Here is a 16,393-nt window from a genome sequence, read left to right as displayed (position 1 = left end):
CGCCGAGACGCGTCTTTCTGTGTCGCCGGTTACGCTGTCCAGTGACCGACGAACCGGTCGTCGACCGCCCTCTCGCGTCGCCGTGGTACGACCTCTCCGATCGGAGACCGACGAGAAGTGGTGTCCCGGTGCAGTAACGAACGGCGGCGTCAGTCGTCGGTTCGGGCGTCGACTAACCAGTGAACGCCGGAACAGAACGCGAACGTCGCCACCACCAGACCCAGCAGCGTCAGCAACACACCGTCGGTGAATCCCACGATGGCCGATAGTCCGAGGATGGCGATGCCGATACCGGAGACGACGGCGTAGTAGTGGTGCCAGTCGACGACGGCCTCGTCGCTCGGCCGATCCAGGTACTCCATCAGGTGTTCTGCGGCCGGTGCCAGCGCCACGTGGCCGCGGTCCTGATTGAAGTCGACGACGCCCATGTCGTCCATCTTCGGGAGATGGCACTGGTAGAGACCGACGTAGACACGTTTGCGCTGGCTCGACGTCAGCGCGTCCATCGTCGTGTCGTTCTCTATCGCAGCGACGTGTTCGGCCAGTTTCCCGAGCGCGACGCGCTCGTCGGAATCGAGATCGCGGAGGTAGTGAAGTACTTCGCGTCGCCGACTGTTCTTCAGAATCTCGAATATCAGATCCAGCGATAAGTCGTCTGGTTCGCTCTGTTCGGTCTCGGTGCCGCTCGCCTCTGTCTCCACTGATTCGGTGTCGTCGGGAGTCGGGTCCTCTATGCCAGCGCCGGTGGTGGGTTGGTCCTGCGTGCTCATGTTGAAGCCCTCCTCGGTCCGGCAAACGGGCGGCGGTGTCAGCCACGCCGACGGCAGTGCGCTGGCCACACCCCCAGATGTAGCCGCGACAGTTGCGCCCGTCCGAACCCAAGAGCGTGTCAAATGACACACGCTTTTGGCACTTAATACTTTGTTACTTATTATATCTGATACATTGTGGGGATCGTTACGCGTCGAGAACACACCCACTATACTGTGGTAGTGACCGATTGCCAGTTCGCTGGCGAATCGCGCTACGAACGCCCACGTCCGATAGTGTAAACGGGTATCGACGCGTTTTCGACGACGTCGCGCGTGTCGACCACGATACCGTTCTCGAACGCGTCGTACGCTATCGTGTCGTACGCCTCGTGGGCCGTGACGAGGACAACCGCGTCGAACTGCGAAGCGGTCGATTCGATGGCGTCGTGGTCGAGGGGCGTCGCTTCGAGGTCCGGAACGTCGCCGACGTCGACCACGGGGTCTGTCGCGTAGACGGACGCACCGAGTTTCGAGAGGTAGCGCGCGATTTGACTGGCCGGTGCCTTTCGCGTCTCGTCGACGCCCGCGCGGTAGGCGACCCCGAGCAACAACACGTCGGCGTCCGCGACATCGAGGCCGCGGTCACCGAGCAACTGCACGACTGAACTCGTGACGAAGGCCGGCATCGCGTCGTTGACGGAGCGACTGGTCTCTATCAGCGGGAGGTCCGTCTCGACCTGTGACGTGAGAAAGTGGGGGTACAGCGGGATGCAGTGCCCGCCGACGCCGGGCCCCGGTTCGTGGATGTCACAGAACGGTTGCGTGTTGGCCACCTCGATGGCCCGACTCACGTCGACGTCGAGTGGGTCGACCACGCGTGCGAGTTCGTTCGCCAGCGCGATGTTGACGTCGCGGTAGATGCCCTCGAACACTTTCACGCACTCGGCGGTCGTCGCGTCGCCCGCCCGGACGACCTCGTTGCTCGTCACCTCGTCGTAGAGCAGACTCGCGACGCGTTCGCTCTCGGCGTCGACGCCGCCGACGACTTTCGGATACGCGCCGCGGATGTCTTCGAGCGCGCGACCGCTGGCCGTCCGTTCCGGACAGAACGCGACGCCGAACTCGCCGGGGTCCAGTCCGCTCCGCTCGGCGAGTCGCGGCGCGACCACGTCGCGAGTGGTCCCCGGGGGAACCGTCGATTCGACGACCACGAGGTCACCGTGTGAGAGCCCCTCTGCGATGGCGTCGACGGCCGCAAGCAGCGCCGAGAGGTCCGGGTCCTTCGTCTCGTCCAACAGCGTCGGAACGATGACGACGTGTAACCGTGCGTCGGCGGCCGCGCCGGCAGGGTCGCTCGTCGCCCGGAGCGACCCGTCCGCGGTCGTCTCGGCGACCAACTCCGCGAGCCCCGGTTCGCCCTCGACCGGCGACTCGCCACGCTGGACGGCGGAAACGACGTCGGGGTCGATGTCGACGCCGGTGACGTTCCCGGTGAGATCGGCGAAGACGGCTGCAAGCGGGAGCCCCATCTTCCCGAGGCCGTAGACCGCGACCGGAAACGCGCCCTCGACGAACGCCTCCTGGAGCGCCCGGTCACCGCTGTCGGCGGCGTACAGCGAGCGCTCAGGTCGTACTGCAGTCACTGATACTCACCTCCTCCAGACCCAGGTTCCGAGAGGACGCGACGTTGCTGATATCGCGGGCTATCGACAGCGCTCGGAGACCGTCTTCGCCGGTGATGCGCGGCGTGGTGCCGTCGCTGACGCACTCGACGAACGACCGGAGTTCCCGCTTGAGCGGTTCGTCGCTCTCGACGGCCGGCCGTTCGATGATGCTCTCCTGCGTGTACCGAACGTCGCCGTTCTCGGTGTGGTAGGACGGGTCCGAGTGGCGGTAGATGCGCATCGACTGGTCCATGAAGTCGACGGCGACGTGACACTCGCGGGTCGTCACGGAGAGGTCGCGGATGCGCTCTTGGGTGATTCGACTCGCAGTCAGCGAGCAGACGGTCCCACCCGCGAACTCCATCTGCGCGTCGGCGTAGTCCCCGTCGCAGGCCCCGACGGCCGTCACGCCCACTACCTCGTCGTCGAACAGCGAACAGACCACGTCGATGTCGTGTATCATCAGGTCCATCACCACATCGTCGTTCACGTCCCGGGAGACGGGGGGTCCGAGTCTGCGCGCGGAAGCGGCTATCGGTTCGACGTCCGCGAGGACGTCCTGCAACACGTCGACGACGGGATTGAAGCGCTCGATGTGGCCGACCTGTAACTTGACGCCCACCTCCGCGGCGCGGTCGATGAGTTCCTGCCCGTTCTGTAGGTCACGGACGAACGGTTTCTCGATGAGGACCGAGACGCCGGCCTCGATTGCCTCCATCGCGACGTCGTAGTGGAACCGCGTGGGGACGGCGACGGAGACGAGGTCGACGGCCTGCAGCAGATCGGAGGGGTCGGCGACGGACGTACCGTACTCCGCGGCCGTCTCGGCGGCGGACACGGGGTCGGCGTCCGCGACGCCGACGAGGTCGACGCCCGGTATCTCGTTGTACACGCGGGCGTGATGTGTCCCCATGCTTCCGACGCCGACGACGCCAGCGGCGAGTGGTTCTGTGCTGTTCATCGTGGGACCTCTCTGAGGGCGATAATCATTGTCTGAGTTCGGTGAGAGCGAGGGTGATAGCACGAACGTCCCGTGACGACAGGCCGGGGTGTACAGGGAGCGACAGCACCTCCTCTGCGGCCCGTTCCGCCTCCGGGAGCGACGCGTCCACGTCGTCGTAGGCCGGTTCCTCGTGAATCGGCGTCGGGTAGTACACGGTAGAGGGCACGCCGTAGTCGTCGAGGTGGGCCCGCAAGGCGTCCCGGTCGGCACAGCGGACCGTGTACTGGTGATAGGAGTGTCGACAGTCGTCCGGTTCGACGGGCGCGACGAGGTCGGTGTCCTCGACAGCGTCGTCGAACGCCGCGGCGTGGTCGCGTCTCGCCGCGACGTACTCGTCGAGTTTCTCCAGTTGCACTCGCCCGATAGCCGCACACACGTCCGTCATCCGGAAGTTGTGGCCGACGGTGGTGTGGTTCCCGTCGCCGTCGCGGCCGTGGTCGATGAACTGCCAGAGGCGGTCCGCGACGGCGCCGTCGTCGGTGACCACCATGCCGCCCTCCCCGGTGGTCATGTTCTTCGTCGGGTAGAAGCTGAAGCAGGCGGCGTCGCCGAGACTCCCGACGGGGTCGCCGCGGTAAGTCGCCCCGTGGGCCTGCGCAGCGTCTTCGATGAGTACGGCGTCGTGTCGGTCGGCGATGGCCCGCAACTCCGCCATCGGGGCGGGACAGCCATAGAGGTGGACGGCGAGGATGGCGTCGACGCCGTCGACCGCTTCGGCCGTCGTCTCGACGCTCGCGGGGTCCAAGTTGTACGTCTGCGGATCGACGTCGGCGAACACCGGCGTCGCTCCGACGTGTCTGATTGCGTTCGCCGTCGCGACGAACGAAAACGGCGTGGTCACGACGGTGTCGCCGTCACCGACCCCGAGCGCTTCGAGGGCCGCGTGGAGCGCCGTCGTACCGTTACTCGTCGGCACGCCGTATGCAACTGTACAGTACGTCGCGAACTCGTCACCGAAGGCGTCTACCTCGTCGCCGCCGCTCAACTGGCCGGACTGCAACACGGACCGAATACGGCGCAACTCGGCCTCACCGACGTCCGGTGCAGCTATCGACATCCCGGTGTCGATCGAGCGGGCGTCGGTCACGTCCGCTCACCGCCAACAGGCGACCAGTGCCGACGCCGCTCGGTCAGCTTCGATTGTACAGCTATCACGGTTTGCGGCAGGCAAAGTGAAGTCATTGTTATGCGCGCCCTGTGTCACGAAGGTGCAGACTTCACTCGGGCCCGGGGGTGACCGTATCCGCCGCCGAGGAGGGCTGGATACTACGTGGCTACCCACTCGTTTCGCCCGGGATACCGAGCGAACTCCGTATGATATGTGATACGTAACAAAGGTCGGTGCCTGTGATGGTCTCTCAACAGTGGCCTCACGACCCAGACGCCCGAACCCTCGACGTCGTCAAGTCCGGAGGGAGTGATGACAGGACAGCACCAGCGGATATCACGCGATACCGTCTTCGAGGTGCTGAGCAACAGCCGTCGCCGCTTCATCCTCGCGACGCTCAGGCAGTCCGAGTCTCCGATGAAGGTAACGCGCCTCGCCCGACTTATCGGTGCGTACGAGGACGACGTCCCGCCGTCGGAGATAAGCGCGACCGAGGAGAAACGCGTCTACGTCTCCCTGTATCAGTCACACATCCCGAAACTGGAAGCCACCGGGTTCGTCGAGTACGACGAGGAGGCGCGGTCGGTCGCCGAGACGGACGCGACAGGCGAGATCGACCGCTATCTCGGTTCGGTCCCGCCCGCGGTACACTGGCCGCGACTCAACGGCATCGTCTCGCTCGTCGCCGGGACCGCCTTCCTCGCCTCGGCCGTCGACGTCGGCGTGCTGACGGGGCTGTCGCCGCACACGCTCGGCAGCGTCGTGGTCCTCGTTTTCCTCTCGGTCACAGTCGCACAGTACGCCGACCACAGACGGCGCAGTACCGCCCGTCCCCCCGAGCTCAGAGAACAGTAATGGCACGATACACCACACACCAGACCGGGTCACACGCGGCAATCGACGCGATTGGACGACCGTACGGACCCGACCGAACCAGACGAATAGCGTCCCGAGAGCACGTCCCGCCGGTTCTGCCGTCGCCGACCGGGGACCCGGTGGCGACCAACGGGGTGCGTCCCGATGACTGAGTCGGACCCGTGGGACGAGGTCAGCTACGTGATAAGCTCCCGGTACCGCGTCGAGACGCTCCGTCGATTGGCAGAGGGGCCGGCGACGCCATCGCTCATCGCAGACGAGACTGAACTCAGCATCGCACACGTCTCCCGGGCGCTGCAAGAGCTACGGGACGCCGACCTCGTGACGCTGCTCGTCTCCGAAGACCGCCGGAAGGGGCGGGTCTACGGTATCACGGACCCGGGTCTCGACGTCTGGAACACTATCGAGACTGAGAACATGCTGTGAGCGGGTCAGGTGGTCGGCGAATCCGACTCCTCCTCAGCGTCGGCTATCGCCTCTTTTGGGAGTAGCTGTTCCGGACGCCGCCGGTGTTTCGGGGTGTGTGCGAACTCCGTGATGCGTTGCCACTCGTCCGACGTCAGATGACCACTCATGCAGTATGCTACTGACTCGCACACGCACTTCGTAATTTATCGGTTAGCCCTAGAAAGGGGAACTTTCCCCGGAGGATTCGGGTCAGTTCTGCTGGACGGTGATGCCCGCCTTGGAGACGCGGACGGTGGCCCCCTCGTGTTCGAAACGGAACTCTATATCCGTATCACCGTTCTGGAACAACTTATCGAGTGCATCCGGATCGATAGATTCCGCGATCGGTGTCATCTCTATTGGGTTTTTGCCGATGGTCGATGCGAGCCGTCGCGCGACTGCGGTACTGACGTCCTCTTCAGGCCGAATTTCGATGGTGTCGTCGACACCCCCAGTGTCACATATCTCCATACGAAACGACACACAGTATCGCTATTTATAATTTTTGTCGTGTTTGTAAATCATACAACTATTCATTCGCGCTCACGGCTCGGGAGAAACGACCGCCCCGTGTTCCACAGGTCGCGGACGAAAGGGCCCGGGTCGTCCCTGTCGAGGACGTCGAAGTGGGGCTGGGTGACCAGCGACGAGAGCATCGCCGCCGCCGTCCGGCCCAGCGACGGTCTGGGGACGAACGGGTACGTCTCGGTGACGACGCTGAGGAGGTGGACCGCTTCGCCACGCAGGAGGTGTGACGCCGTTCCCGGGGTGTACGGCGGGTGGAACGGCCCGCTCACGCCGTTTGCGAGGTGCCAGTAGTACAGCGGGTAGTCGACGCCCGCGTGATGGTCACAGGGCATCGACGACCAGAACCGAGGGTTTATTTCGAGCATCTTGAACGCACCAGTCTCCTCGTGGCGGATGAATCCGACGGAGGCCGGTCCGTGCCACTCCAGTTCGTCGAGCAGCGCCAGCGCCGCCTCCCGGAGGTCCGGGATGTCGACGGCCTCGTGGTAGATGCTCGGCCCGCGCGGGTACTTGTAGCCACGACGGAGCGCCTTCTGTGTCGTGAGAACACAGTCTCCCTCGTCGTAGAGCGCCCGGACAGTGTACTCCGTGCCCGGGACGAACTCCTGTACGATGGGGACGTGACCCATCCGTTCGATGAGATCCTCGACGTCGGGGGGTTCGCCCGGTTCGATGTATTGCGTGTTCGGTGTCGGATGAACCGCATCCGGTTGCATCCCATCGACGTAGTGGTCTGTGACCAGTCCGTACCGGGATTTCGAGATGAGCCGGCGGTCCCAGTCGCGTACCTCGTCGAGGAGCCACGTCTCTGGGGCGTCGACGCCAGCGCGCCGGGCCGCTTCGACGAGTGCCACCCTGTCGTGGGCGACTGTCAGCGTCTCAAGGTCCGGCCACACCGGACGAACGTGCTCTGCGAACGCCTCCCGGTGCTTCGAGAGGACGAACACGTCTTCTTCCCGCACGGGTGCGATGGTCTTGACCGACGGGCGAGCGGCTATATCCAGCAACACGTCACGGTAGTCGTGCAGGGAAGTGTGGGGGTCAGGAAGCGAGACGCGTTCGTCGACGTACTTCGAGGCGAACGTCGGCGGGGACGGACGCTCCGATGCAGCTATGGTTCTGATCCCTCGCTGACCGAGTGCTCTGACGAGACTCAGTGACGCGGCGGACGTGTTCGATACGACGACGGCCGAACCGCTTTGTCTCTCTGTCTCTTCCATAGCGATTCGACGGAACGACCAACAAAAGTAAGCAGCACAATATCCGGAATAAGCTCGACTTTCACAGCGGTGGCCTCACTCGTCGGCAGCGAGTGTCAGCGAGAGTCCCTCGCGGAGGTTCACCGACGCCTCGAAGCCGAGGTGGTCGCGGGCGTCTGCCACGGCGGCCTCGCTCCGGTCGATGTCTCCCTCCCGCGGCGGGACGTGCTCTATCGGTACGTTAGCACCCACCACGTCCCGCACCGTCTCGGCGAGGTGGGTGATGGTGACGCTCTCGCCCGTCCCGACGTTGAACGGGCGGCCGACGGTGTCGGTGGTCGCCGCCCGCAGGTTCGCACGTACCACGTCCCCGACGTAGACGAAGTCCCGGGTCTGCTCGCCGTCGCCTTCGACCGTGAGGGGGTCGCCGGCCTGTGCCTGTCGGACGAAGGTGCCGATGACGCCGGCGTACTCCCCGTCGAGGCCCCGCGGCCCGTAGACGTTGAAGTACCGGAGCGGCACCGTCGGCAGGCCGTACGTCTCTGCGTAGAAGGCGGCGTACTGTTCGTTGAGTCGTTTCTCGAAGCCGTACGGCGAGGCGGGATCGACCGAGGCGTCCTCCGAGACGGGGACAGAGGCCGGGTCCCCGTAGACGGCGGCACTGGAGGCCAGTACGACACGGGCGTCGTGGCGGCGCGCGCACTCGAGGACGCCGACGGTCGCCGATCCGTTCAGGTCGTGACAGGCGACCGGCCGCTCGACGGACTCGGGGACGCTGACCATCGCGGCTTCGTGGAACACCACGTCGGCCCCGGCCATCGCCTCGTCGACGGTCGATTCGTCCCGGACGTCTCCCTCGACGACGGTGACGCCGTCGGGGAGGTAGTCGCGTGACCCCGTCGAGAAGTCGTCTAAGACGGTCACGTCGTTCGTCGGCGCGAGGGCGGCGACGAGGTGGCTCCCGACGAACCCCGCACCGCCCGTGACGAGCACCTCTCGTTCGCTGAGCGAGTCCAGTGCCATCTCGACCGATGGGTGCGTGGACGCAGCGTAAGTTATGCGGTGGCGAACTCCGCATTGGGTGTGCCTACGGGTCCAGCGCGGCGGGACGCGGGCGTCGGTCACGTCGGCGTCCGACCGCCGCCCGCCGAACGGTGAGTATAACAATGACTGTCACTCTGAAAGTCGTCGCTGATGACGGAACAGGTCCCGTTCACGGACGTCTACGTCGACCGCGACATCGTCGACAGCGTCGTCGAGACGCTCGAATCGCGACGCTACGTCAAAGGCCCGCGAGTCGAGGAACTCGAAGCACAGTTTGCAGAGACGTGTGGCGTCGACCACGCCGTCGGCGTCAGTAGCGGGACGGCCGCACTGTATCTGGCGATGAAGAGCGCCGGCATCGGCGAGGGCGACGAGGTACTGGTCCCCGGCCACACCTTCTTCGCGACGGTCAGTCCGGTCGTCGAACTCGGCGCCGACCCGGTGTTCGTCGACGTAGACCCCGAGACGTACACGATGAGCGGGACAGACCTCGCGCGTACGGCCGCAGACGCCGAGAACCCGGTGGCCGTGGTCCCCGTCCACCTCTACGGGCACCCCGCCGAGATGCAGACCGTCCGGAGCGTCGCCGACGCCCACGACCTGACGGTCATCGAGGACGCCTGTCAGGCCCACGGGGCGACCTACCGCGGCGACCCCGTCGGGAGTCTCGGCGACGCCGCCTGCTTCAGCTTCTACCCGTCGAAGAACATGACCGTGGCCGGCGACGGCGGCATCCTCGTGACGGACGACGAAGACCTGGCCCGGACCGCCCGGGAGCTACGCAACCACGGCCGCGACACAGACGGCAACCACGTCCGACTCGGACTGAACCATCGACTGGACGAGGTCAGCGCCGCCGCCGGCCTCGAACAGCTATCGCATCTGGCCGACTGGAACGCCGACCGAGCGGCCGCCGCGGACCGCTACCGCGACCGACTGGCCGACGTCGAGACTGTCCAGCTTCCGGTCGAACGCGACGAGGCCACCCACGTCTATCACCTGTTCGTCGTGCAGGTGCCCGACAGAGACGGTCTTCGGGCCCATCTGGACGACGAAGGCATCCAGACCGGCATCCACTACGACCCGCCGGTCCACCTGACGCCGGCGATGCAAGACGTGTTATCGACGCACCCCTCCCTGCCGGAGACGGAACGGCTCTGTACACGCATCGTCTCGCTTCCGATGCACCCCCGCATCACGGACGAGGAGATAGACCGCGTCTGCGAGGCTATCCGGGGGTACTACGCATGAGGTACGGCGTCGTCGGCACGGGCTACTGGGGGAAAAACCACGTCCGGGTCGCCCGCGAACTGCTGGACGAGGGGCGACTTGACGAAGTGGTCATCTGCGATCAGGACGAGCGCCGCGTCGAGTCGCTCGCGGACTCCTACGACCTGCCCTACGTCACCGATATCGCGGAGATGGACGTCGACGCCGCGACGGTGGCGACGCCCTCGACGACCCACCGGGCCATCGGGACGGACATGCTGGAGCGTGGCATCGACCTCCTCGTCGAGAAACCACTCGCACTCAACGCCGAGGACGCGTGGGACATCGTCGAGACGGCCGAGGACAACGACTGTTCGCTCGGTGTGGGCCACATCTTCCGCTACCATCCCGCGCTCCGCGCCCTGAAACGACGCGTCGACCGGGGGGAACTCGGCCGCATCAAGTACCTCCAGACGCGACGCTTTTCGTTCCGGGTGCCGCGACGGACGACCGGCGTGCTGTACTCGCTCGCCGTCCACGACGTGGACGTCTACGACTACCTGCTGGACGCGCGCCCGGACACGGTCCACGGCCGGTTCGACTCGTTCGTCCGAGAGGGCATCGTCGAGACGTCGACGCTGACGCTGGGGTACGGTAACGTCACCGGCGTCATCAACTCGTCGTGGCAGATTCCCGTCTTCGATAAGACGCGTGACCTCGTCGTCGTCGGGTCGAACCGCTCGGCGTACATCGACTACCTGGAGAACACGAAACTGGAACTGTTCGACGCCGAGGTGTTCTCGGACCCCGAGGACGGCCTGAAGTCGAGAAACGACGGCGCTATCGTCCACACGACGGACGACGAGGAACCGTTAAAGACCGAGGTAGAGGCGTTCGTCGACGCCAGCGAGAGCGGCCAGCACCCACCTGCCAGCGGCGAGGTCGGGGCCCGCGCCGTCGAGACGCTGGAACACGCCGAGCGCTCGGCCGCGAAGAACGAAGTCGTCACGGTCGACCGGCCCGGACTCGCGAAGCAGTTCTGAGTGGCGCTGTGGAGGCCCGGACTCTCTGACGGGTCCGTGCCAGTCTGTCCGGTCCCTCGGCATTCACTGCTGTCGGCTTCTCCGAAGTCGGATGGGTCGTAGGGAACACCCGACGGAAACGAGATGGCCGCGAAGCCACTCCTACGATTCTAGCGGAAGGATTTCGATGGCGTTGATCTGCGGATTCTCGAAGACGTGTGCGAAGTCGACGTCGATGGTTCCGTCACTGGTGACCGTGAAGGACTTCATCGCGCCGGTTTGGTCACCGTACGCTTCGATAATGTCGAAGTTTTCGACGGTCTGGTCCTCGACGCTGATGTCGAACACCCGGTCGCCGACGGAACTCGTTCCGCCATAGCCGTCGTAAAAGTACAGGCGAACTTCGGCCTGTTCTCCCTCTGGCACCGGGAACTCGTATTGCATCTCGTTCCCATCGTCCGGGTCCCAGCGTTCTGTCTCCCATATCTGACTGGGCGTCCCGCTGGGGACCGAGCTATCTATGCCCGAAAGCGATTGGCCGAAGGAAGCCGTCTGGTCGCCTCCTGCGACCAGATAGTCCGTCAGCGGGTCCCACTGGTCTCCGTTCGAGGCAGTGAAGCCGCCGCCCGCGTTCGCCTGATACAGCGGGCGAATTACTGGCGCGGTCGCACAGAACCGGATATTACCGATAGCCTTTCCATTCGACGGAGTGACCGAACCGTGCATCTTCTGGTCGACCGACATGTGCTCGCAGTCCGGACCGGCTTTCACCACGATATCCGTTATCGTGTACGGATAGGAGTCCCACGCGAGCGATTTTATCTCGTCGTCCTCGTCGGGCGTAATAGCGAACGAGAAATTCGACGCCGGGTCCAACCCGGTATCGGTTTTCTCGAAGACGAGTTCGTTCTTTCCGTCGTCGTCGGTATCCGTTGCTTCGTATTTCGCTATGAGTTGGGTCCCATCGGGATTCGAACAGGTCCCCTTTCCATCATTTCGCGTTGCCGCAGCAGTCCCAGTAAGACCAGTAACACCAATTGCCCCGGCGACGGTCCCCTTGAGGACTGCACGGCGAGATGTCTTTCGGTTTTCTGTCATGAGTTGCACGCTACACGTCCTGTGTAACAACAACCAATCCAGTCCATCACCCGTTTGTTATACTGCTGTTTCGATAAGTATCTCGATACTAACGGCTATGTCGCTGAATTGGAACTCGAAACCACACACGCTATCTAACGGCCCAGATTGGCCGTAGACCCGGGGACGAGGGATGGGCAGCTCCCTTGTATCAGTCTTGCGTCAACGGTTGGTCCGCGGTTCGCTCGACGTCGAACTCCGGGACGGCTGCGTCGTCAAAGATGTCCGTGTACGAGGCGGCCGTCAACTGGACGCGGTGCCCGCCCAGTTCGGTATAAGCCGGTTGGAACGGCGGGAAGTCGAGGGCGCGAATCTTGTCGTACACCGCTAACTGAGTCGCCTCGTCGGCGGCGGCCAGCCGTTCGGGCGGGATCAGTTTCTCACCGTCCAGACTCTCCTTGGTGTAGAAGTACCGCTCGCCGTCGTAGGCTGCCTGCGGCGTCGCTAGCCGGCGAACGTCGCCGTCTTTGAGCGTCGGCAGGTGTTCGCGGAACATCGCGACGGAGGCCTCGGTGACGCGGTCGTACAGCGTGCGGGCGGTGTCCGTCTCGCGGATGGGGACGAAGTCCCGAGCGAGGACGTCGCCGGCGTCGACCGCCGGCGCCATGACGTGGAACGTCGTCCCGTACTTCCAATGGTCGTCCTCGCGGGCGTTCATGATGGCGTGGCTGAAGACGTTGCTCCCGCGATAGCGGGGCAGTTCCGCCTGATGGAGGTTCAGCGGCGCGACGTTCGGGTGGTCGAGCAGGTCCTCGCCGAGGATGTTCGGGTAGTAGACGCTCACGAGGTAGTCGACGTCGTAGTCGAGGACGTCACGCTCGTCCGCGCGCGTGACCACTGTGTGTCCGAGGCGCTCGGCCCGGTCGTACAGGCACCCGTCCCACCACGTGTCCTCGTCGGGGCCGTAGGTGACGACGAGTTTCACGTCGAAGTCGTCGTCGCCGGTGAGTCGTTCGAGACATCGTTCGCCGAGTGGGTGGCTCCCCATGAACGCGACCGAAGGCATGGCCCGTGCTAGCCCAACAGCAGTCGTAGTTATAGAGTGCCTGTTAGCTCATGAACGACAGGACGGCGCGCGGTTCGAGCAGACCGCTGGCGACCGAGAGCGCGGTCCAGATGGCCCCGCCGAGGACGATAGCGCCGGCGAGCGTGAACAGTCCCGTGACATACGGCATTACGGTGTAGACGACGCCGCCCATCACGACGGCGATGGCGGTGACGCGGGCGAGGTGGTTCACGACGGCCACCGCGTCGAACGGGAGTTCCTGATGGAGGTAGTAGATGTTGACCATCCCGTAGCCCGAGTACGTGATAACCGTCGCGATGCCTGCCCCCAGCGCCCCCAGCGACGGGATGAGCGCGAGGTTCAGGACGACGTTACCGACGGCGCTGGTCCCGCGAGCCACGGCCCGCACGCGGGCGAGGCCGAGGTAGTCGAGCGTGTTCGCGGTAATCTTCTCTATCGCGCGCATGATGACGAAGACGCCGTACAGTTGAATCAGCGGGACCGCACCGAGGTAGTCCGGCCCGACGACGAAGCGGACCATCGGTTCGGCGACGACGAAGAGACCGGCGGCGCCCGGGACGTACAGCAGGAGGATGTTCCGTAGCGACTGCTCGTAGATGTTCGCCGCCCGGTCGCTGTTCTCCGCGGCAGACTGCTCGCCGAGGGTGGGCGTGACGGCGTACCCCAGCGACTGGGCGGGGACGATGCAGAGGTCGGCGACCTGTCGGGCGAGCGTGTAGAACGCCACGGCCACCGGCGTCGCCAGCATCCCGACGAGGACGGTGTCTATCTTGCTGTCGAGGACGACGCTCGCTCGGGTGGCCGCCGTCGGGACGCTGTACCGGAGCAGTCGGCGTCGGAGACCGATCTCCGGATCGTCGGTCTTCGGGAGCCCCCGATAGAATCGAGTGTACAGAAGCACGAGGCCCAGCATCGCGGTCAGACCGAACCCGAGGACGTAGCCCGCCATCGCGCCGACGACGCCGTAGCCGAGAACGACCAGCGCCACGGCCGCACAGAGTCTGACGACGCTGTTCATCGCGGTGAGGACGGCACTGTACCTGACGGCGTTGAACGCCTGAAACACGGACCGCTCGTAGCTGATGAACGAGCGGCCGGCGACGTAGAGGCCGCCGACGGTCAGGACGGGTGCCACCTCGGGCCGGTTGAGCAGGGCCGCGAGCGGCGCGCTGGCGAGGGAGATGGCCGCGGAGACGCCGAAGGCCATCGCGAGGACGCCGTAGAACGACCACCGCATGATGTGGCGGACCTGCGTGTCGTCTTTCTCTAGGTATTCGTTGACGTAGCGGGCCGTCGCCTTCGTGAGGCCCAGCGTGCCGAACAGTTCGGCCACGCCGACCACCGAGACGGCGAAGTAGAGCAGTCCGTACTGCTCGGGGTCGAGCAGGTACCGCGTCAGGACGAGGAGGAGCGCCCCGTTAGCCGCGGCGTGGACGATCCGAGAGAGCAGCGTCGCTTTGAACCCCTTGGCGATGCGCTCCCGGAGCGTCATCGGAGACAGTCCTCACCCCTGACGAAGTAGAGTCGGTAGTCGCCGTTCGACTGGACTCGGTAGACGTCGGGGTTCTGCCGGAACGACCGGAACGCCTCGGCGGAGTATCGGAAGCCCTCGTACAGCCCTATCTCCTTCTTGTAGTCGCGGCTGGTCAGGGGGACGTACCGGCAGTGGGAGTAGTGCGTCGACTCGTTGTTGCCGAACACCGCGAAGGGTATCTTCTCCTCTTTCCCGGGGAAGTGCTCGCCGGTCGGCGTGTAGTCGGAGTAGGTCGTCCCGTAGTAGGCGTCGACGAACCGGCGCGGGCCGCCGCGCGGCCCCGCGAACCACACCGACGGGTCGCGGTTCTCGAACGTGGTGACGTGCCCCTCGTAGTACGTCTCCGGGACGTGGTCCGAGTCCTTGTACATGTGCGGGGACTGGTGGAGAGTCATCGCCTGTGGCACCACCATGAGGACGACGACGACGGCGACGGCAGCCCGCCAGTTCTCCGTCGAGAAGTCCAGTCCGAACGGGATACCGTCGGCGACGGCTACCGCGGCGAGGATGGTGACGAACACCATCATGAACCCGAGATAGCGGAACGGTTGTCGGGTGACGCTCGTGATGAAGAAGATGCCAAAGAGCACGAACACCGGCACGAACGCGAAGGTGAGATAGCGCAACAGCACGTTGCGGTCGGGGTACCGGTCGTCCAGTCGGTCGGTCGTCGCCGCGAGCATCACGAGGCCGGCGACTATCGAGAGGACAGTGCTGACGAGGAACACTTTGGCGAACAGGACGCCGATGCTGCTTCCGATGGCCGAGAGGGAACTACTTGATTGGGATATCTCGTCGGCCGGGTTCGCACCGTACAGCAGGCCACTGACGACGGTTCCCATCGTCCCCGTCGCACGCTCGAACCGGGGCGTCCACAGTGCGAAGAACAGCCCGACGACGACGGCTTGCGGCGCCAGCGAGCGATGGCCGGTGATGCGCTCCTCGAATCGGAAGTGGCCGTATAGCTGTGCGAGTACCTGGAGGCCTAACCCGGCGACGATGGCGAACAGGACGTTCGACCCGGCTTGCGGGTGGACGAGGATGGCTGCGATGCCGACGAGCGTCAGAATCACTCCCAGCGGCGTAACGACGCGCACCCCGCGAACGGTCAACAGCGACTCTCTGTCGCCGAGGTAGCGGAGAAGGACGTACAGGGCGAAGGGCGTGAAGAAGATGGCCTCGCTCGTCGGGTACGGGAAGATGTAGGTGTGGATGTTGTTGATGGGGAGAAAGAGCAGTGCGAAGAACGTCCCGACGGCGACGGCGTTCGAGCGGGCCGCGACGCGGGCGACGCACAGCGCGGTGAAGAGGACGTACAGGCCGACGAAGAAGAGGACCACCAACTGGAGCGAGCGGCGCGGCGGCAGTCCGGAGACGCTCGTCAGCGTGACGGCCGTGCTGTGGATGCCCGGATAGAGGAAGTTCACGGGGTTCAGCGACCCCTCGGCGATCATCCGGGTCCAGCCGAGGTAGCTGAGGGCGTCCCCGACGCCGTAGTAGTAGTAGTCGCGAATCATCGGTAGCATCGCCACGGAGAGACCGACGAGCGTCCCGAGGAGGAGCGCAAGCCGGTGGCGCGCCGTCGCGACTGGTGCGTTCAGACTGACGAGGATGGCGGTGACGAAGGCAACGACGACACCGACCCAGAACGGTGTCGGCGTCGCGTTGTAGATGGATATCTCGTAGCCGGTCGGTACGGCGCCCGCGGCCACGGAGACGCCGACGGTGAAGGCGATATACCCGACGAGGAGAGCGGCGACGTGACGTCGTCGTTTCGAGGACATGACGGCTATCTGGAACCTGCTCCGGAGTGTTTTGCCATTGTTATGGTCTCTCTGTGGGC

At 64.9% G+C, this 16,393-nt stretch carries 16 protein-coding genes; 4 read left to right on the top strand and 12 right to left on the bottom strand.

The features are described 5' to 3' along the window. Positions 1-149 precede the first annotated feature (149 nt). The 4 genes from G9465_RS10845 to G9465_RS10830 all read right to left on the bottom strand — a co-directional run bounded on the left by G9465_RS10845 (position 150) and on the right by G9465_RS10830 (position 4,476). Positions 150-770, bottom strand: a complete 621-nt coding sequence (locus G9465_RS10845; RefSeq protein WP_227015530.1) for a hypothetical protein — start codon at positions 768-770, stop codon at positions 150-152. 254 nt (positions 771-1,024) lie between these two features. Beyond that, on the bottom strand, positions 1,025-2,395 hold the full coding sequence (locus G9465_RS10840) for a nucleotide sugar dehydrogenase (protein WP_166969836.1): 1,371 nt from the start codon (positions 2,393-2,395) through the stop codon (positions 1,025-1,027). Next, the gene (locus G9465_RS10835; protein ID WP_166969834.1) at positions 2,376-3,377 is read right to left on the bottom strand and encodes a Gfo/Idh/MocA family protein; all 1,002 of its coding nucleotides are present in this window, start codon (positions 3,375-3,377) and stop codon (positions 2,376-2,378) included. The genes G9465_RS10840 and G9465_RS10835 overlap by 20 nt, the downstream gene beginning before the upstream one ends. Before the next feature lie 25 nt (positions 3,378-3,402). Beyond that, entirely contained in the window at positions 3,403-4,476 is a 1,074-nt protein-coding gene (locus G9465_RS10830; RefSeq protein ID WP_193571749.1) for a DegT/DnrJ/EryC1/StrS aminotransferase family protein, read from the bottom strand. Positions 4,477-4,839: 363 nt separating this feature from the next. Here G9465_RS10830 and G9465_RS10825 point away from each other — a divergent pair, with 363 nt between their 5' ends. Both G9465_RS10825 and G9465_RS10820 read left to right on the top strand, forming a co-directional pair. Next, positions 4,840-5,382 carry a hypothetical protein gene (locus G9465_RS10825; protein ID WP_166969832.1) on the top strand — a complete coding sequence of 181 codons (543 nt, stop codon included), beginning with the start codon at positions 4,840-4,842 and terminating at the stop codon, positions 5,380-5,382. 165 nt (positions 5,383-5,547) lie between these two features. Next, positions 5,548-5,829: an ArsR family transcriptional regulator gene (locus G9465_RS10820; protein WP_166969830.1), complete on the top strand. Its 282-nt coding sequence runs from the start codon at positions 5,548-5,550 to the stop codon at positions 5,827-5,829. A 5-nt stretch (positions 5,830-5,834) separates the two neighbouring features. Here G9465_RS10820 and G9465_RS10815 read toward each other — a convergent pair whose 3' ends face one another. The 4 genes from G9465_RS10815 to G9465_RS10800 all read right to left on the bottom strand — a co-directional run bounded on the left by G9465_RS10815 (position 5,835) and on the right by G9465_RS10800 (position 8,600). Next, on the bottom strand, positions 5,835-5,978 hold the full coding sequence (locus G9465_RS10815; RefSeq protein WP_166969828.1) for a hypothetical protein: 144 nt from the start codon (positions 5,976-5,978) through the stop codon (positions 5,835-5,837). 82 nt (positions 5,979-6,060) lie between these two features. Further along, positions 6,061-6,321, bottom strand: a complete 261-nt coding sequence (locus G9465_RS10810) for a HalOD1 output domain-containing protein (RefSeq protein ID WP_166969826.1) — start codon at positions 6,319-6,321, stop codon at positions 6,061-6,063. Between the two features lie 62 nt (positions 6,322-6,383). After that, positions 6,384-7,598, bottom strand: coding sequence for an ATP-grasp domain-containing protein (locus G9465_RS10805; RefSeq protein WP_166969824.1), 1,215 nt, complete (start codon positions 7,596-7,598; stop codon positions 6,384-6,386). 75 nt (positions 7,599-7,673) lie between these two features. Next, entirely contained in the window at positions 7,674-8,600 is a 927-nt protein-coding gene (locus G9465_RS10800; RefSeq protein ID WP_166969822.1) for an NAD-dependent epimerase/dehydratase family protein, read from the bottom strand. Positions 8,601-8,771: 171 nt separating this feature from the next. On the opposite strand from G9465_RS10800, the gene G9465_RS10795 reads away from it, so the two are divergent. Both G9465_RS10795 and G9465_RS10790 read left to right on the top strand, forming a co-directional pair. Further along, complete coding sequence (locus tag G9465_RS10795; RefSeq protein ID WP_166969820.1) at positions 8,772-9,872, top strand: DegT/DnrJ/EryC1/StrS aminotransferase family protein; 1,101 nt, start codon at positions 8,772-8,774, stop codon at positions 9,870-9,872. After that, positions 9,869-10,873 (top strand): Gfo/Idh/MocA family protein, encoded by a 1,005-nt coding sequence (locus tag G9465_RS10790; protein ID WP_166969818.1) that lies wholly within the window; start codon positions 9,869-9,871, stop codon positions 10,871-10,873. The genes G9465_RS10795 and G9465_RS10790 overlap by 4 nt, the downstream gene beginning before the upstream one ends. 141 nt (positions 10,874-11,014) lie before the next feature. On the opposite strand, the gene G9465_RS10785 is transcribed toward G9465_RS10790, so the two are convergent. From G9465_RS10785 to G9465_RS10770, 4 genes are all read right to left on the bottom strand, one after another. Further along, positions 11,015-11,950, bottom strand: a complete 936-nt coding sequence (locus tag G9465_RS10785; RefSeq protein WP_166969816.1) for a malectin domain-containing carbohydrate-binding protein — start codon at positions 11,948-11,950, stop codon at positions 11,015-11,017. Between the two features lie 190 nt (positions 11,951-12,140). Continuing rightward, positions 12,141-12,995 (bottom strand): methionyl-tRNA formyltransferase, encoded by an 855-nt coding sequence (locus G9465_RS10780; protein WP_166969814.1) that lies wholly within the window; start codon positions 12,993-12,995, stop codon positions 12,141-12,143. 43 nt (positions 12,996-13,038) lie between these two features. After that, on the bottom strand, positions 13,039-14,508 hold the full coding sequence (locus G9465_RS10775) for a flippase (protein WP_166969812.1): 1,470 nt from the start codon (positions 14,506-14,508) through the stop codon (positions 13,039-13,041). Then, positions 14,505-16,334 carry a hypothetical protein gene (locus G9465_RS10770; RefSeq protein ID WP_166969810.1) on the bottom strand — a complete coding sequence of 610 codons (1,830 nt, stop codon included), beginning with the start codon at positions 16,332-16,334 and terminating at the stop codon, positions 14,505-14,507. Before G9465_RS10770 ends, G9465_RS10775 begins: the two co-directional genes overlap by 4 nt. Between the last annotated feature and the right edge of the window lie 59 nt (positions 16,335-16,393).

The organism is Haloarcula sp. JP-L23 (assembly GCF_011602445.1).
In the GTDB taxonomy this organism is placed as follows: Archaea; Halobacteriota; Halobacteria; order Halobacteriales; family Haloarculaceae; genus Haloarcula; species Haloarcula pellucida.
This window is presented reverse-complemented; position numbering and strand designations above follow the sequence as displayed.

What these genes read in the sequence shown, in the direction of transcription:
- G9465_RS10845 (WP_227015530.1), bottom strand. Translation starts at nt 770, where the DNA reads ATGAGCACGCAGGACCAACCCACCACCGGCGCTGGCATAGAGGACCCG.
- G9465_RS10835 (WP_166969834.1), bottom strand. Translation starts at nt 3,377, where the DNA reads ATGAACAGCACAGAACCACTCGCCGCTGGCGTCGTCGGCGTCGGAAGC.
- G9465_RS10830 (WP_193571749.1), bottom strand. Translation starts at nt 4,476, where the DNA reads ATGTCGATAGCTGCACCGGACGTCGGTGAGGCCGAGTTGCGCCGTATT.
- G9465_RS10825 (WP_166969832.1), top strand. Translation starts at nt 4,840, where the DNA reads ATGACAGGACAGCACCAGCGGATATCACGCGATACCGTCTTCGAGGTG.
- G9465_RS10820 (WP_166969830.1), top strand. Translation starts at nt 5,548, where the DNA reads ATGACTGAGTCGGACCCGTGGGACGAGGTCAGCTACGTGATAAGCTCC.
- G9465_RS10815 (WP_166969828.1), bottom strand. Translation starts at nt 5,978, where the DNA reads ATGAGTGGTCATCTGACGTCGGACGAGTGGCAACGCATCACGGAGTTC.
- G9465_RS10810 (WP_166969826.1), bottom strand. Translation starts at nt 6,321, where the DNA reads ATGGAGATATGTGACACTGGGGGTGTCGACGACACCATCGAAATTCGG.
- G9465_RS10805 (WP_166969824.1), bottom strand. Translation starts at nt 7,598, where the DNA reads ATGGAAGAGACAGAGAGACAAAGCGGTTCGGCCGTCGTCGTATCGAAC.
- G9465_RS10800 (WP_166969822.1), bottom strand. Translation starts at nt 8,600, where the DNA reads ATGGCACTGGACTCGCTCAGCGAACGAGAGGTGCTCGTCACGGGCGGT.
- G9465_RS10795 (WP_166969820.1), top strand. Translation starts at nt 8,772, where the DNA reads ATGACGGAACAGGTCCCGTTCACGGACGTCTACGTCGACCGCGACATC.
- G9465_RS10790 (WP_166969818.1), top strand. Translation starts at nt 9,869, where the DNA reads ATGAGGTACGGCGTCGTCGGCACGGGCTACTGGGGGAAAAACCACGTC.
- G9465_RS10785 (WP_166969816.1), bottom strand. Translation starts at nt 11,950, where the DNA reads ATGACAGAAAACCGAAAGACATCTCGCCGTGCAGTCCTCAAGGGGACC.
- G9465_RS10780 (WP_166969814.1), bottom strand. Translation starts at nt 12,995, where the DNA reads ATGCCTTCGGTCGCGTTCATGGGGAGCCACCCACTCGGCGAACGATGT.
- G9465_RS10775 (WP_166969812.1), bottom strand. Translation starts at nt 14,508, where the DNA reads ATGACGCTCCGGGAGCGCATCGCCAAGGGGTTCAAAGCGACGCTGCTC.
- G9465_RS10770 (WP_166969810.1), bottom strand. Translation starts at nt 16,334, where the DNA reads ATGTCCTCGAAACGACGACGTCACGTCGCCGCTCTCCTCGTCGGGTAT.